The organism is Bradyrhizobium sp. WBAH42 (genome assembly GCF_024585265.1).
In the GTDB taxonomy this organism is placed as follows: Bacteria; Pseudomonadota; Alphaproteobacteria; order Rhizobiales; family Xanthobacteraceae; genus Bradyrhizobium.
The window spans coordinates 6,827,870-6,842,849 of sequence record NZ_CP036533.1 but is presented as its reverse complement, the minus strand read 5'-3'; the positions used below and the strand labels follow the sequence as shown (position 1 = coordinate 6,842,849).

Annotated in this window: 11 protein-coding genes and 2 pseudogenes; 7 read left to right on the top strand and 6 right to left on the bottom strand. The window is 64.3% G+C overall.

The genetic code is table 11. From position 1 onward, the window contains the following. Nucleotides 1-30 precede the first annotated feature (30 nt). The 4 genes from DCG74_RS32390 (at nucleotide 31) to DCG74_RS32375 (ending at nucleotide 5,473) form a co-directional block, all read left to right on the top strand. Entirely contained in the window at nucleotides 31-1,080 is a 1,050-nt protein-coding gene (locus DCG74_RS32390; RefSeq protein ID WP_373569538.1) for an ABC transporter substrate-binding protein, read from the top strand. A gap of 43 nt (nucleotides 1,081-1,123) precedes the next feature. After that, nucleotides 1,124-1,474, top strand: a complete 351-nt coding sequence (locus DCG74_RS32385; protein WP_172785639.1) for a hypothetical protein — start codon at nucleotides 1,124-1,126, stop codon at nucleotides 1,472-1,474. Next, nucleotides 1,464-3,725 (top strand): N,N-dimethylformamidase beta subunit family domain-containing protein, encoded by a 2,262-nt coding sequence (locus DCG74_RS32380; protein ID WP_172785638.1) that lies wholly within the window; start codon nucleotides 1,464-1,466, stop codon nucleotides 3,723-3,725. The genes DCG74_RS32385 and DCG74_RS32380 overlap by 11 nt, the downstream gene beginning before the upstream one ends. A gap of 71 nt (nucleotides 3,726-3,796) precedes the next feature. Beyond that, nucleotides 3,797-5,473, top strand: coding sequence for a N,N-dimethylformamidase beta subunit family domain-containing protein (locus DCG74_RS32375; RefSeq protein ID WP_246708816.1), 1,677 nt, complete (start codon nucleotides 3,797-3,799; stop codon nucleotides 5,471-5,473). A gap of 109 nt (nucleotides 5,474-5,582) precedes the next feature. Here the strand turns inward: DCG74_RS32375 and DCG74_RS32370 are convergent. Next, nucleotides 5,583-6,287: pseudogene (locus DCG74_RS32370) on the bottom strand (GntR family transcriptional regulator); the annotation flags it as partial. Between the two features lie 166 nt (nucleotides 6,288-6,453). Between DCG74_RS32370 and DCG74_RS32365 the strand changes: the two are divergent. Further along, nucleotides 6,454-7,680 (top strand): aminotransferase class III-fold pyridoxal phosphate-dependent enzyme, encoded by a 1,227-nt coding sequence (locus DCG74_RS32365; RefSeq protein ID WP_172785637.1) that lies wholly within the window; start codon nucleotides 6,454-6,456, stop codon nucleotides 7,678-7,680. A 76-nt stretch (nucleotides 7,681-7,756) separates the two neighbouring features. Here DCG74_RS32365 and DCG74_RS32360 read toward each other — a convergent pair whose 3' ends face one another. From DCG74_RS32360 to DCG74_RS32350, 3 genes are all read right to left on the bottom strand, one after another. Beyond that, complete coding sequence (locus DCG74_RS32360; protein ID WP_172785636.1) at nucleotides 7,757-7,915, bottom strand: hypothetical protein; 159 nt, start codon at nucleotides 7,913-7,915, stop codon at nucleotides 7,757-7,759. 36 nt (nucleotides 7,916-7,951) lie between these two features. Next, the gene (locus DCG74_RS32355; protein ID WP_172785635.1) at nucleotides 7,952-9,535 is read right to left on the bottom strand and encodes an amidohydrolase family protein; all 1,584 of its coding nucleotides are present in this window, start codon (nucleotides 9,533-9,535) and stop codon (nucleotides 7,952-7,954) included. 190 nt (nucleotides 9,536-9,725) lie between these two features. Beyond that, nucleotides 9,726-10,991 (bottom strand): D-amino acid dehydrogenase, encoded by a 1,266-nt coding sequence (locus DCG74_RS32350; RefSeq protein WP_172785634.1) that lies wholly within the window; start codon nucleotides 10,989-10,991, stop codon nucleotides 9,726-9,728. Between the two features lie 425 nt (nucleotides 10,992-11,416). Here DCG74_RS32350 and DCG74_RS32345 point away from each other — a divergent pair, with 425 nt between their 5' ends. Together DCG74_RS32345 and DCG74_RS32340 are read left to right on the top strand one after the other, a co-directional pair. Next, nucleotides 11,417-12,391, top strand: coding sequence for a LysR family transcriptional regulator (locus DCG74_RS32345; protein ID WP_172785683.1), 975 nt, complete (start codon nucleotides 11,417-11,419; stop codon nucleotides 12,389-12,391). Nucleotides 12,392-12,486: 95 nt separating this feature from the next. Then, nucleotides 12,487-12,615 (top strand): annotated as a pseudogene (locus DCG74_RS32340) (amino acid ABC transporter substrate-binding protein); the annotation flags it as partial. A 31-nt stretch (nucleotides 12,616-12,646) separates the two neighbouring features. On the opposite strand, the gene DCG74_RS32335 reads toward DCG74_RS32340, so the two are convergent. Both DCG74_RS32335 and DCG74_RS32330 read right to left on the bottom strand, forming a co-directional pair. Then, nucleotides 12,647-13,987, bottom strand: a complete 1,341-nt coding sequence (locus DCG74_RS32335; protein ID WP_373569537.1) for an aspartate aminotransferase family protein — start codon at nucleotides 13,985-13,987, stop codon at nucleotides 12,647-12,649. A gap of 23 nt (nucleotides 13,988-14,010) precedes the next feature. Further along, entirely contained in the window at nucleotides 14,011-14,958 is a 948-nt protein-coding gene (locus DCG74_RS32330; protein WP_172785632.1) for a GntR family transcriptional regulator, read from the bottom strand. Nucleotides 14,959-14,980: the final 22 nt, after the last annotated feature.

The following is a 14,980-nucleotide window of genomic DNA, read 5'->3' as shown; positions in this document are numbered from 1 at the left end:
AGGAGATCGTCGATGCTGAAAACAGGTTGGATGTGGAATTCGGCAGCTGTCGTGCTTGGTTTGGTTCTTTGTGGAGCGTTGCCGGCTGCCGCTCAAAAACTGGAAGACCAATTGGTGATTGCCACGACCGGTGGCCTGATGGGCAACACCCTCGCGAAATATTTCTACGATCCCTTCAACAAGGCCAAGAATGTCGAAATCGTCCCGGTCGCGATCGAGGTCCCCGACCAGTGGGCGCGCGCCAAGGCGATGCAGCGAACCGGCAAGGTGGAGTTCGACATCGTCACGGCGACGGGTCCCGACCTGGTCGGACGCACCGACATGCTCGAGAAGATCGACTGTGCGAAACTGCCCAGCGTCCAGAAGTTCGGCGTCTCCGACGCCTGTCAGCCCTACGGCGTTGCTCGCACGACCGGCGGCATGCTGATCACCTACAATACCGAAACGTTCAAGAACAAGGCGCCCAAGACATGGGCCGACTTCTGGGACGTCAAGCAGTTTCCCGGGCCGCGCGGGCTGCCAGACACCGGCGACAGCGATTGGTGGGTGCCGGTGGCCGCGCTCCTCGCCGACGGCGTCAAGCCGGAGCAGCTTTTCCCGCTGGACATCAATCGCGCTTACAAGAAGCTGGACGAGATCCGTCCCAATGTCGCGGTGTGGTGGAAGACAGGCGACCAGGTGCAGCAGATCATGCGCAGCCGCGAGGTCGTCATGGCCATGAGCTATTCAGGCCGCGCGCTCGCCGTTGTGAAGGAGGGCGTCCCGGTTGCGATGTCTTGGGACCAGGCCATTCGCGACACCGGTTACATGGCTGTTCTCAAGGGTGCGCCTGACCTCAATGCCGCCATGGCCTATCTCGACTTCTTCTATGCAAGCTCCGACGCGCACGTGCCGTTCATGCGCGCTGTCAACTATGCGACGGCCAGCAAGTCGGCCATCGAGCTGTTGAAGCCGGAAGAGCGCAATCTCTACGCGACCTCGCCGGAGAACTACGAAAAGCTGGTCAAGCCCGATTTCGCCTGGATCGGCGAACATCGTAACGAACTGCGGGAGCGGTGGATGGCCTGGCTGACACGTTAAACCGCATTAGCTGCCATTTTGCGCTTGTAAGTGAGGACCGACCATGGATCACACCAGTGACCCCGGCGCGCTGCGCTACGTGATCGATCCCGGAAGGCTCGATCTCGTCAAGGAGTTCCGCGCAAGTCCGCTCGGCGTGCATAGTCCGGAACTTCGCAAGCTGTTGGCGCGGATGCGATGGGGCAAGCCGGAAGGGCGGCTTGTTCTGATCGTGCTCGAGCCTGGCAAGGCCTGGCGGCTGTCGCGCATCCCCAAGCGTCGGGGCGATCCGATGCCTTTCGTCGATGATCGCGTCTTCACCTCACTTGTTGAAGCGGAGTGGCATGTCTTCAAGCTGCGCTGGCAAGAGATGACGGGAACGACGCTGCCTGCGGAGATTTCCGGTGATCTATAAGACCAACGAGTATCTCGGCTATCCGGATCGCATCAGTGTCCCGGCAGGCGAGGCCGTCAGATTCCAGCTTAGCAGCAAGCGCCCGAGCGTGAAGGTCGAGGTGCTCAGGCTGCGCTGCGGCGATGTCGACACCAACGGCCCGGGCTTCAAATATGAGGTAATGACGAGCCCCATTGACGGTGAGCATGCCTGCCTCGACCAACCGATCCGCCCGGGATCCAATGCCGTCATTGACCACGACGGTGTACTGGTCCCGACCGGCGCGCATTGGTGTTTCGGAGCCTATGTGTACCCGACGCGGATCGCGGACAATGCCAAGGCCTTGATGGGAAATTGGTGCGAGCGTTCGGCGCGCGGCTATGCGCTCCAGCTCGACGAGGAGGGGCAACTGGTCCTGGTGCTGGGCCAGGTGAGCGGTACGCCGGCGCGTTTTGCCCTCGACGTCAAGCTACGGCAGCGCGTCTGGGCATTCGTATCGTGCGCGCTTGACCTTGCGCAGGGATCGGCCTCCTTGTCGCTGATCGTTCCGGCAGACGGCGTTCGGCCGGCCGCTGCCTATTCGAAATCGTTCGCGCTGCCGCACGCGCCCGCGCTCGATTCCGGCCTGCCGTTCCTGATCGCGGCCCATCATGCGAATGGGGATTGCCAATATACCTCGCACTTCGACGGCAAGATCGAAGCTCCGCGTGTCTTTTCGTGTCGGTTGGACGCAGAGGCGCTGCGGGTATTCGACGGCCGGCAGCGAACGGGAGCGAGCGATGCCGGGCTTGTCGCCTTCTGGGATTTCTCGAACGGAATCTCGTCGCTGTCGATCAAGGACCTTTCGCCGAACGGCCTGCATGGCAGCCTCCGCCAGTTGCCCCGCAGGGGCGTCACCGGCTTTCACTGGTCTGGCTCCGTCCACGACTGGCGGCTGTCGCTGCAGGAATATGCGGCGATTCATTTCCACAGCGACGACATCTACGATTGCGAGTGGCAGACCACTTGCAGGCTCGATGTGCCGGCCCACTGGCGATCCGGCGTCTATGCGCTCCGGCTGACGTCAGGTGGCGACAATCCCGACCGGGACTGCGAAAGCTACGTCACCTTCTTCGTGACGCCGGGCAAGGCGTCCAGACGCGCGGATCTCGTCCTGGTCGCTTCGGTTGCGACATATCTGGCTTATGCCAACAGCGCGCTGCGTCTCTATCAGGTTCACTTCGAAACGCTAATGGAGCACGTTCTGTGGTTGCCGCAAGATGACGTCTTCATGCAGGAGAACCCGGAGATCGGCCAGTCGACCTATGATTGCCATGTCGACGGCTCGGGGCGGGCGTACAGCTCCTGGCTGCGGCCCGTCCTCAACATGCGTCCGCGCGGCTACTGGTTCAATTTGATCAACGACACCCACATCCTCGACTGGCTCGAGGAGAAGGGGATCGCCTACGATCTGATCACGGATGTCGAGCTTGACCGGGAAGGAGCGCGGGCGCTCGCCCCTTACCGGGTCATGATGACGCCGACCCATCCCGAATATTACAGCTTCAACATGATGAACGCGATCATGGCTTATCAGAATGCGGGCGGGCGGCATATCTCGATGGGAGGCAACGCATTCTATTGGCGCTGCGGCTTTCATCCGGCCGCGCCCGCCGCGCTGGAAGTTCGCCGCGGCACGGCCGGAACGCGCACCTGGGAATCGGAGCCGGGCGAAGTGCATCTTGCCGGCACCGGCGAGCCGGGCTCGCTGTGGCGGCATTCGGGCTTTGCGCCGCAAAAGCTGGTCGGCGTCGGGTTCTCGGCCATGATCAACGATACCTGCGGCTACTATCTGCGCACCGCCGAAAGCGACGATGCGCGCGTCGCGTTCATCTTCGAGGGCACGGGCCGTCACGAGAAGTTCGGTGATTTTGGATTTCGCTACAATGGTGCCGTCGGCAGCGAGATCGACCGGTACGATCTCGAGCTCGGTACGCCGCCGCATGCGCTGCGGATCGCGACGTCGGAAGGATTGGGCGCGGGCGCGCTGCCCACGCCGGAGGAGTTTCGCACCGTGGTCGACGGACTCGACGGCACGCAGAATGCGCTGGTGCGCGCCGACATGGTGTTCTTCGAGACCGCCCATGGCGGCGCCGTCTTTGCGACGGGATCGATCACCTACGGCATGTCGTTGGGTCACAACAATTACGACAACAACATCAGCACCATCACGTTGAACGTCGTGAATCGCTTTCTCGATCCAAGGCCGTTCGTCATGCCTGCCAAAGCCTAGACTGCGGCCTCGATTTCGGCCCAACATGCAAAATTGCCGTCTCGTCGCCAGATCGAACCAGGGAGGCTGTCATGTCGGACAAGCCTGAGTTTCACCCGCCGGAATTGGGATCCTTCAACGTCGCTCCCCGGAAGGCGCGCCCGATGCATGCGGACGAGCACTGGGCCAGCCAGCCCTGGTATGAGGCTCCGCGCGGCGATCCCGCCGTCGCGGAAGTCTACACCTACACCGATGCGATGTCTTACGACCCGGGAGACGAAGTCGTCTTTCGCTCCTCCGCGACCGCAAAGGCCTGGCGGTTGCAGATCTATCGCGACGGTCTCGAGCCCGAGATGGTGCATGAGGTCGATGCGCTTGACGGCGTGTTCGCGGCTACGCCGTCCGATGCCTATCGCAACGGCTGCAACTGGCCCGTCGCTCATCGCTGGACGTTGCCGCCGGATCTGCGATCGGGCTTTTATCGCGTGGTCTCGTCGTGCGAGCGAGCGAACGGGGCGCGCTTCATCCAGCATCATTTCTTCGTCGTGCGCCCGACCGAGAAAACGCGGCGCGCGAAGATACTGATGATCCTGCCGACGGGCACCTGGACCGCCTACAATGATTTCGGCGGTGCCAATCATTATTTCGGCGTCGAAGGTCCTGAGCGGGACGAGCCGTCGCCGGTGTTGTCGCTGCAGCGGCCATGGACGCGCGGCGTGGTCTGGCTGCCGCCCGGCGCACCGCGCATCTGCGCCAATCCCGCGCCCGAGATGGGCGACGCGCCACGCTATCAGATGAAGGAGTGGGCGTTCTCCAACGGCTTTGGCCAATATTATGCGGCAGCGGGCTGGGCCCAGTTCGATCGGCATTTCGTGCTCTGGGCGCAGAAGGAAGGCTACGCCCTCGACATGATCACCCAGACCGATCTTCACTACCGGCCCGAGCTGCTCGAGGCCTATCCTTGCGTCACCATCATCGGCCATGACGAGTACTGGACATGGGAGATGCGCGAGGCGATCGAGCGCTATGTGGAGGGCGGCGGGCGGCTCGCGCGCTTCGGCGCCAACTTCCTGTGGCAGATCCGGCTCGAGGACGATGGCAAGCGCCAAGTCTGCTACAAGTTCAAAGCCATCCACAAGGACTCGATCGTCGGCACGGACCGCGCGCGTCTGATGACGTCTGCCTGGGAAGATCGCAACGTCCGTTGGCCCGGCGCCTCGACGGTCGGCGTGAACGGTGCGCACGGCCTCTACGCGTCCTGGGGCGGATTCGCGCCGAACGGCCAACGAGGCTTTACGGTCTATCGCCCGGAGCATTGGGCATTTGCCGGCACAGGGCTGCACTATGCCGACATCTTCGGCGACAAGCAGCACATCTTTGCCTACGAGGTCGACGGGCTGGACTACACGTTCCGCAACGGGCTTCCTTTTCCAGTCCCGGCCGAGGGGCAGCCCGAGACCATTCAGATTCTGGCGATGGCGCCGGCCGTCCTGGCCGAAGACGAGCCGCAGGGTGAGGGCTTCCGCTATTACATCCGCAATAGCGACCACGAAGGTCTGGTAGAGTGCATCAACGGTGAGGTCACGCCCGAGGGTCTGGCCCGCTACAAATACGGCTCTGGCATGATGGTGCACATGACCCGCGGCAAGGGCGAGGTGCTGACAGCCGCGACCTGCGAATGGGTGATGGGGCTGAAGCGCGGCGATCCGTACACGCAGCGGATCACCCGCAACATCCTCGATCGTTTCACTGCGCCCCGTTCCGCGTGAGCAACTTTCAGCGACGCCTGGATTTCGCGCGTGCTGCCTTGGCAGGTGGTGCAGCGCGCGTCTTCGTCGCTTCAATATCGACGTCTTCGTCGATGGCCGTCTCGGGTGTCATGAAGCGCGTGCCGCCATGCTTTTCCAGCAACCGAACGAGATTCTGGCCGCCCTCCATCATGTCCGCCTGGATCGACTCGCGAACCTTGTCTGGCCGGCGCTGCCGCAGATTCTTGAGAACGGACAGGTGCTGATGTTCGTTTGGATAGGTTGGGGGGGCGTGCGGATAATGGAAATTCAACAAGGGTCCGTTCCGCATCCAGATATCGTCGAGGATGGCGAGTACTTCGGGAAGCCCCGATCCATCATAGAGACCGCGGTGGAATTGCCAGTTGGCGCGAACCGCGTCGGACCATCTGTGCTCTTTCTCCGCGCTGATCAGCTCGCGGTGAGTGGCCTCCATCCTGTCGATATCGGCGTCCGAGATGCGCGTGGTTGCGTGCTCGGCGGCAAGTCCCTCGAGAAACAGCCTGACGGTCCTGAGCTCGATATACTGCTTGGCGGTCATGTGGGCGACCATGATCGAGCGTCCCGCCTGCATCTCGAGCGCGCGGCCGCGCACGAGCTGCATCAGGGCTTCGCGAATGGGCGTCTCCGACACGTTCATGGTCGCAGCAAGGTCGCGAATCTTGAAGCGATGGCCCGGCCAGAACCGGCCTTCCATCAGCGCCTGGCGCAGATTGTTGTAGACCAGGCTTGTCAGGCTGTCGCGAGCCACCGGGCCCACAGCGCCCTCGCCATGTCTCTGTTCAACGTCAGCCATTCTCGGTCCCCGCAAGGTCTGGGCTGTTTCGGCAATCCCCGCCGATACGGGGGCGGATCCGCACCCTAGCCTTTGATACGAGGTCTACGGGTCCGGGCCGGCAAAGCAACAATTCCCTTGTATCCGACAACATAATATATGATATATCAAAATTGGAGAAGAGAGCATGCCGGAGATGATCAGGACAAGGGATGCTGCCCTGCGGGCGCGGGCCGAAAAGGTTGTGCCGGGCGGGATGTGGGGACATCTCCACGCGGCCAAGTTGCCGGAGACGTATCCGCAGTTCTTCAGCCGCGGCGAGGGCGGCGTGCTCTGGGATGTCGATGGTCATCGCTACGTCGACTTCATGTGCAGCTGGGGTCCCAACCTGCTTGGCCATCACCATCCCGAGGTGGAGGAAGCCGCCGAGCGTCAGCGGCGCGACGGCGACTGCCTCAATGGTCCGGCCGAAGTCATGGTCGAGTTGGCCGAGCTTGTCGTCAATATGGTGGGACATGCCGATTGGACGCAGTTTCAGAAGAACGGCACCGATGCGACGACGACGTGCGTCACGATCGCAAGGGCTGCAACGGGTCGACGAAAGATCCTCGTCGCCAAGGGCGCCTATCATGGTGCCGTGCCGTGGTGCTCGCCGTCGCTTCTCGGCGTGACCGCGGAGGATCGCGCCCATCTCGGATATTTCACGTTCAACGACGTCGAGAGCCTCGAGGCGGCGGCCAGGGCGGCGGGCGATGATCTTGCCGGAATCCTGATTTCGGCGTTCCGCCACGATCTCGGGTGCGACCAGGAACTTCCCACCGCAGAGTTCGCGCGTGCGGCGCGTCGCATCTGCGACAGCAAGGGGGCCGCGCTGCTCATCGACGAAGTTCGCGCCGGCTTCCGCCTGAATGCCGCGGGTAGCTGGGAAGGCCTTGGTGTTCGGCCCGACTTGTCGGCCTGGAGCAAGGCGATCGCCAACGGTCATGCCCTGGCGGCTGTGACCGGAGCCGATTGGCTGCGCCGTGCCGCGTCCCAGGTCTTCGTCACGGGCTCATTCTGGGCCGGCGCCGTCGCCATGGCTGCTGCCGTCGCGACATTGAAGATCGTGCGCAGGGACGATGTTCCGACCCGCCTCGCGCAGCTCGGGCAAACGCTGCGCGATGGCCTCGACACGCGTTCCCGTCAGTTCGGTCTTTCGATCCGTCAATCGGGACCTGTGCAAATGCCGACCCTTTTGTTTGAAGCGGACCCGGACTACCGGAAGGGTTCGGCCTTCTGCAGCGCGATGCTTGCAAGGGGTGTCTACTTCCACCCCAAGCACAACATGTTCCTCTGCGCCGCCCATACCGAGGCCGACATCGCCGCCGCGCTCGAGGCCGCAGAGCACGGCTTTGCAACGGTGGCGGCGCTATGATGTCACGTGGTCAGGCCGCTGAGCTCGGACGCGCGTTGCACGAATGCTCGCTATCGCTGACGATCATCCGTATCGGCTAGATGCCGATGGCGGCCGCGGCATGGTCGAAGTGCCACATGCCGAGATCCTGATCGACGCGACGGTCTACGCTCAGCGCCAGCGGCGGCGCATCATTCGTAAGGCAGCGCAGCGACCGGTACCTCTGAGGGTCGCGCTCCTTTGATACAACATTCATAATCAGGTCGTCATTTGAAAGGCCCTCGGGCGGTCTCTAAGGACAAGTCCCCGGCGCCGGCGTGCGCTTGAGCGCGCGGCCGCTGGCCGCCGTCGTCAGTTGGCCGTCCTGGATCGCCGGCGCGCCGTTGACCAACAGCGTCAGCACACCGACGGTTAGCTCGCGCGGGCGCACATAATCCGCCTTCGGCGCGTAGCGGGCCGGGTCGAACACCACGACATCGGCGAAATAGTCCGGCCGCAGATAGCCGCGGCGGTCGAGCTTGAAGATGTCGGCCGACAGCCCGGTGGACTGACGGATGAACGTCTTCAAATCGATGACCTGGCGCTCCCTGACGTAGACGGCGTATTTGCGCGGAAAGGTGGCGAATTGCCGGGGATGGCCGTCGGTGCCGTCGGAGCCGGTGACGACCCATGGCTGCTTCATCACGAGGTCGACATCGCTGTCGATCATGTTGAAGGAAGCGATCGAGTCGCGCGGGTTGGCGCGCAGGATGCGCACCGCGGCGTCGACCGGCTCAACCTTCCACGCCTCGGCCATTTCCGACAGCCGCTTTCCCGTCCATTCCCGATCGACGCTGGTCAGCAGGATCGAGTCCGGGCCGCCGCGGCGGCGCAAATTCTCGATCATCTCGCCGCGGATTTTCGCCATCTGTGCCGCATCGTCGAAACGTTTGATCATCGCCGCATAGCCGCCATCGACCGCCCAGCGCGGCACCAGCGCCGCATCGAGGCTCGTGCTCGACGCCAGCCACGGATATTGATCCGCCGTCACCTTCTGGCCCGCCGCGCGCGCCGCCTCGATCAGGCCGATCACTTCCGGCACCTGGCCCTGCAGGTCGACGCCGAGCGCCTTCAGATGCGCAAAATGCACCGGCATCTCCGCCTCACGGCCAATCTGGAGCACCTCCTTCGCGGAGTTCATCAGACCAATGGAATACGAGCTCTCGTCGCGCTGGTGGGTGTCGTAGATGCCGCCGCGGCGCGCGGCTTCCTTCGCCACCGCCACCACTTCCTCGGTCCTGGCAAAACTCTGCGGCGCGTAGAACAGCCCGGCGGAAAGGCCGATGGCGCCCTCGCACATCGCTTTGGCAACCAGCGCCTTCATGCGTTCCAGTTCATCAGGCGAAGGCGCGCGGGCATCATGGCCCAGCACCGCCTCGCGGACCGCACCGAAGCCGACATAGCTGACGATGTTGGTGCCGACCTTTTGCGCCTCGAGCTCGGCCTGATCGGCCGCGACGTTGGGCGTACCCCTGCCGTCGACACCGATGAAGATGGTCGAAACGCCCTGCGTCAACCATGGCGCATTCAGCCGCTTGGCCGCATCGCCCGAGCGGATATAGCTTTCGGGATGGGTGTGGACGTCGATGAACCCGGGCGCGACGATCATGCCCTGTGCGTCGATGCTGGCCTTTGCCGCCGGCGCGCCGGCATGCGGGCCGACATAGACGATCTTGTCGCCGCTCACCGCGACGTCGCCGACGAACGGCGCCTCGTCGGCGCCGGTGTAGATCGTCCCTCCGCTGATGAGGAGATCGGCCGTGTCGGCGGCGAACGCAGCGGCAGTCGGGACGAGACCAAAGCAAATGGCGGCAAGAAGGGCAGGCAGGCATTTCATCTGAAAAGTCTCCGTCATGCGCGCAGCAGGCTAGTTCGCGTTCTCCCGGCCAGCCAATGCAAAATTTGCATCGGAGGAGCGTCTGCCGGGCACTCAAGAAGTTCTTCCTCGCCAACAGCCGACCCTTGCGCTCATGGCGGACCTGTTCTGGGATCTCGGCGACAAAGAAAAAACGTATCTGACAGAACCTTCACGCCGCGCGCCGCACCGCAAACGCGCCGGCTTCGATCGCCGCCGGCTTGCCGTCGATCAGGTCAGCGGTGAGGCGGGCGCTGCCGCAGGCCAGCGTCCAGCCGAGCATGCCGTGGCCCGAATTGATGAACAGCCCGGAGAGCGGCGACCACCCGATGATCGGCCGGCTATCGGGCGTCATGGGGCGTAGCCCGCACCATGGCTCGACGTCGCCGCCAGTCGCCATCCCCAGCATTTCCGCCGCCGCGCGGCGCAGGATGTCGAGACGGCCCGGATCGAGGCTTGCATCTTTGCCGTCGAGATCGGCGATCCCGGCAACCCGGATCGCCGTGCCTTGGTCGCGCGCGAGCGGCGCGAACACCAGCTTGCGTTCGAAGTCGGTGACGCTGTGGCGAAGCGCGCTGGCGTCGCGCGCGGGCTGCAGCGTGATGCTGTAGCCCTTGACCGGGTAGATCGGCAGGTAGAATCCGCAAGCTCTTGCAAAGGCGCTCGAGGATGCTCCCATGCAGAGAACGAAGCGGTCGGCTTGCACGCGCCCCTTGGCGGTGTCCACGCCAACGAGACGGCCGCCGGACCGGACCGGTCCGGTCACAGGCGTGTCGAGCAGCCACTCGACATTGTTTCGCTGCGTCAGCCGGTCGGCAAGCGCGGCGCAGAACGCGGCGCAATCGCCGACCTGTTCGGAGGCGGTGAAAATGCCGCCGGCGAGTTCGCGTGCTCCGAGCTTGAGCGCGGGCTCCAGTGCGAGGCACTCGGCCGGCGTGAGCACCTGCTGCGCATGATCAGCGCCGGCCTCGCCGGTGACGGCGCTTCGCGCGGCGTCGAATTCGCTGGGCGATCGGAACAGCACCAGCTTGCCGGCGGTTCGCAATCCAAACGCGAGATCGAGCGTCTGCGAAAGGCGTGTCAATTCGTCCCGGCTGATGGCGGCAAGCGCGAGCTGCGCGGCAACGGTGTCGCGCACGGCGGCCGAGCGGCAGGCGAGCAGGAAGCGCACGCCCCAGGATATCAGCTGCGGATCAAGGCCGGGGCGAATACGCATCGGCGAGCCTCTGGCGATCAGCAGCGAGGGCAGCTTCAACAGTGTCGCAGGCGATGCCAGCGGGGTCACGAAGGCATAGGACAGCTGGCCGCCGTTGGCTGCGCTGGCATCGGCGCCGGTCTCGGCATGGCGGTCGACAATGATCACGTCATGTCCGGCCTCGCTGAGGCACCATGCCGTCGTCAGTCCGATGACGCCGGCGCCGAGGACACAGATTTTCATGGCAGGACTCATTCTGGGCTGTCGCCCGATGCGGCAAGAGAGCTGATCGGGACGAGGAGTGGCGTTGCGGCCGCCAATCTAGGGCGGCCTGATCGCCGCCGGCGATGCCATGTCTGCATCATGCAAAACTTGCATGATTGGCCCCGCCGTAGCACGCTGGGAGCAGTCGGGCGTTATCGGGCGAATGCGGATCGGCGCATGAAAGGCCGGGATTTGAAGCGAATTGGGCGGGGATCGGCGTCGGAAGACCCTGATGCAAGGCTTGCATTGGTCAGGGCATATGCCGCTTCGCTAGGTTGCGCGCCATGGGGCAACCAATACCGTGGCAGCAAGCAATGCCGGTCGACGCGCGCCGTCCCGCGCCGTCGGGAGCAGGGTATCGCGGGGGATCTGCCGCAGCGTCCCGCATCAAGACAGGTCGCGTGATGGAACTGCGCTGGCTGCAGGATTTTCTGATGGTGGCCGAGACCGGCAACTTCACCCGTGCGGCCGAGCGGCGGAACACGTCGCAGGCGGCGTTCAGCCGCCGCATCAAGTCGCTGGAGGCCTGGCTCGGCTTCGATCTGATCGATCGCAGCGTCTATCCGACGCAATTGACGCCGCAAGGCGAGCGCTTTCGCGAGCATGCCGGCGAATTGCTGCGGCAAATGCTCGACAGCCGCGACGAGCTTGGCGGCAAGCCGCTGCGCTCGCATGAGCACATCAGGATCGCACTGCCGTTCGCCATGGCGACGGCGCAGCTGCCGCAGTGGTGGCAGGCCTGGTCCGCCGAGCGGCGCATGAGCTGTTCGGTCGTGGTCGGCAACATCCACGATCTCGTCACCTCGTTGGTGTCGGGCAACGCGGACCTGATGATCTGCTATCACCACGCCCAGCAGCCGATCCATCTCGATCCGGACCGCTACGAGCGCGTGAGCCTCGGCACCGAATATTTGCGGCCCTATGTCAGCGAGGCGCTGGCCGGCAAGGGAGGCATATCGCTGCCGGGCAAGGCGTCGCATCCGGTTCCGCTGCTGATGTATTCGCCCGGTGTCTATTTCGCGCGCCTGGTCGATCTCATCCTGGAGAATGCCCCGATCGCCGGCCAGCGGGTGATCGAAAGCGACATGTCCGATGTGCTATGCGAGATGGCGCTGGCCGGCCGCGGCGTCGCCTGGCTTACGGAAGGCACCGCCGCGGCGCATGGCCGCAAGGGATTGGCGGCCATCGGGGGCAACAAATGGGCGTTGCCGCTATCATTAGTCGCATTCAAGGACCGGACGAATAGCCAGCGCTCGCTAAATCTCTTTTGGTCCGAATTGTGCAGGAATAATCCGGCCCATGCCGCAGGCGGGCGTGCGGAGCAGGTTGCGAAAGTACGGGTCAAATCGCCTGCCAGGCCTTCGAGATCGAGTCGCTGAAGTATCGTTAGTCACACCAAAAGAGGGGGAATTTCGTGAAACACCGTCGGATCAGCTTCTGTCTGCTTGTTGGCGCGTTGTCCGCCGGGCCGGCGATGGCATAGGAACTCACGGGAACGCTGAAGGACGTCAAGGAGACCGGCGCAATCACGCTCGGCTTCCGCGACTCCTCGATCCCCTTCTCCTATCTCGACGACAACCAGAAGCCGATCGGCTACGCCATGGGTAGCGCGCCCTCATGCAGGACGGCGGCCGTCAGCTGATGCTGTTCAATGCGCGGCCAATGGCAGCAAAGATATCGGCGATCTGTTCCTCGGTGATGATCAGAGGCGGCGAGATCAGCAGCGTATCGCCGCTGCCGCGGATCAGGATGCCGTCGTCATAGCAGCGATTGGCGCATTCGCTGCCGCGCGCGCCCGGCGCACCCTCGCGCGGTTTCAGATCGATTGCGGCGAGCAGCCCAATGTTGCGGATATCGAACACATGGGGAAGGTTACGCAAGCCGTGCGCGTGGTTCTCCCACGCCGGCGCGAGGCGGCGCGCCCGCTCGAACAGGCCGAGATCCTGATACACGTCGAGCGCGGCAAGACCGGCCGCGCAGGCCAGCGGATGGGCCGAATAGGTGTAGCCGTGGAACAGCTCGATCGCGTTGTCCGGCCCCTGCATCAGCGCGTCATAGACCTTGCCGCTGACGACGACGCCCCCCATCGGCACGGCGGCATTGGTCATGCCCTTGGCGCAGGTGATGAGGTCGGGCGTCACGCCGAAGGCGTTGGCGCCGAACGCTGCGCCCAGTCGGCCGAAGCCCGTGATCACCTCGTCGAAGATCAGGAGAATGCCGTGCTGATCGCAGATCTGGCGCAGCCGCTCGAGATAGCCGACCGGTGGCGGCAGCACGCCGCCGGAGCCGGTCACGGGCTCGACGATGACGGCGGCGACGGTCGAGGGATCGTGCACCTGCAGCAGCTTTGACAGCTCGTCAGCGAGATGCGCGCCCCATTGCGGCTGCCCGCGCGAGAACGCCGCGTGCTCGGGACTATGCGTGTGCGGGAGGTGATCGACCTCGGGCAGCAGCGGGCCGAAATCCCTGCGGTGGCGGACGATGCCGCTGACCGACAGGCCGCCCCAGCCCATGCCGTGATAGGCTCTTGCGCGCGAGATGAAGCGGATGCGGCTGGCTTCACCGCGGGCGCGGTGATAGCCGCGCGCGATCTTCAGCGCGGTGTCGACCGATTCCGAGCCGGAATTGGTGAAGAAGACGTGGTCGAGGCCGGCGGGCGCGATCTCGGCGATGCGGCGGGCGAGCTCGAAGGCGGCCGGATGGCTCATCTGGAACGAGGAGACGAAGTCGAGCTTCGCCGCTTGCGCCTGGATCGCCTCGACGATGCGCCTTTGCGCATGTCCTGCGTTCACGCACCACAGTCCCGCCATGCCATCGAGAATGCGCCTGTTGTCGTCGGTGACGTAGTGCATGCCTTCGGCGCCGACGAAGATGCGCGGCTTCGACTTGAACTGGCGGTTCGGCGTCATCGGCAGCCAGAACGGCTCCATGACCTCGCGAGTGAGGGGGCTGTTGGAGAAAGCGAGGGCATTCATGGTCATGGCAACTCTTGCAAACGTCAGGAGGATTTGGATGGCGTGTTGGAATTGGCTGGGGCGCGCTTGAGCTTTGCTGCGCCTTCGAGATGCCGGCGCAGCAGCGCGGCTGCGGCCTCGTTCTGGCCCGCTTCGAGCTGGTCGAGGATGGCGAGATGCTCGCGGCAGTTCACGATCACGCGCTCGTGGCCGAAGGTCCAGTCGTAGTTGCCGAAGCGCCGCAGCCGGTTCTGCTGTTGAACCGCGACCAGCAGATAGCGGTTGCCCGATGCGGCGGCGAGGCCTTCGTGGAAGGCCGCGTTCATTTCGTAGAGCGCGATGCTGGCGGTGTCGCTCCATGGCATCGCCAGCATCTCCTGATGACGGCGGCGCATCTCGGCGGCCCAGGCCGGATCGAGCTTGAAGCCCGGCTCGAGCAGGCCGGCCGGCTCGATCAGGAGGCGATAGCGATAGCTCTCGTCGCGCGCCTGCGTATCGGCGAGCGTCGGCTGGAAGCGCCAGCCATGGCCCGGCTTGCGCTGGACCGCGGCGACCTCCGCAAGCTTGCTGAGCACGCGCTGCACGATCGGCCGTGTCGCGTCATAGCGCTGCATGAGGTCGCGCTCGGAAACGTCCTCCGGCAGCCGGCCGGCGCGGCGATCGCGCGCGATGGCGAGGAACAGCCGGTCGGTATCGTCGGGGCTGGGCTTTGGCGGCGCCCTGTGCGCGGCGGGGGCAGTCTCAGCGACGAAATAGCCGCGGCTGGCGCCGGCATGCACGAGCTTGCGCCGCGCCAGCAGCTTCAGCGCGGCGCGCACAGGCGTGCGCGAGACCTGCAGGCGCTCGGCAAGCGCAACTTCGGCAAGGCGCGTGCCGGGCGCGAGCCCTTCGCTCCGGATCAGGTCCATGATCCCGGCCGATAGTTCCCGCTGCAGCCGGCTTGGCGACGCTTTTTCCACGGTGGATTTCGCGGTCGAAGATTTTTGTTTCATGTCAGCACAAAATACATTAGGC

Coding starts and splice junctions, on each gene's coding strand:
- DCG74_RS32330 (WP_172785632.1), bottom strand. CDS start 14,958: ATGAAACAAAAATCTTCGACCGCGAAATCCACCGTGGAAAAAGCGTCG.
- DCG74_RS32385 (WP_172785639.1), top strand. CDS start 1,124: ATGGATCACACCAGTGACCCCGGCGCGCTGCGCTACGTGATCGATCCC.
- DCG74_RS32360 (WP_172785636.1), bottom strand. CDS start 7,915: ATGAATGTTGTATCAAAGGAGCGCGACCCTCAGAGGTACCGGTCGCTG.
- DCG74_RS32355 (WP_172785635.1), bottom strand. CDS start 9,535: ATGAAATGCCTGCCTGCCCTTCTTGCCGCCATTTGCTTTGGTCTCGTC.
- DCG74_RS32375 (WP_246708816.1), top strand. CDS start 3,797: ATGTCGGACAAGCCTGAGTTTCACCCGCCGGAATTGGGATCCTTCAAC.
- DCG74_RS32350 (WP_172785634.1), bottom strand. CDS start 10,991: ATGAAAATCTGTGTCCTCGGCGCCGGCGTCATCGGACTGACGACGGCA.
- DCG74_RS32390 (WP_373569538.1), top strand. CDS start 31: ATGTGGAATTCGGCAGCTGTCGTGCTTGGTTTGGTTCTTTGTGGAGCG.
- DCG74_RS32335 (WP_373569537.1), bottom strand. CDS start 13,987: ATGAATGCCCTCGCTTTCTCCAACAGCCCCCTCACTCGCGAGGTCATG.
- DCG74_RS32345 (WP_172785683.1), top strand. CDS start 11,417: ATGGAACTGCGCTGGCTGCAGGATTTTCTGATGGTGGCCGAGACCGGC.
- DCG74_RS32365 (WP_172785637.1), top strand. CDS start 6,454: ATGCCGGAGATGATCAGGACAAGGGATGCTGCCCTGCGGGCGCGGGCC.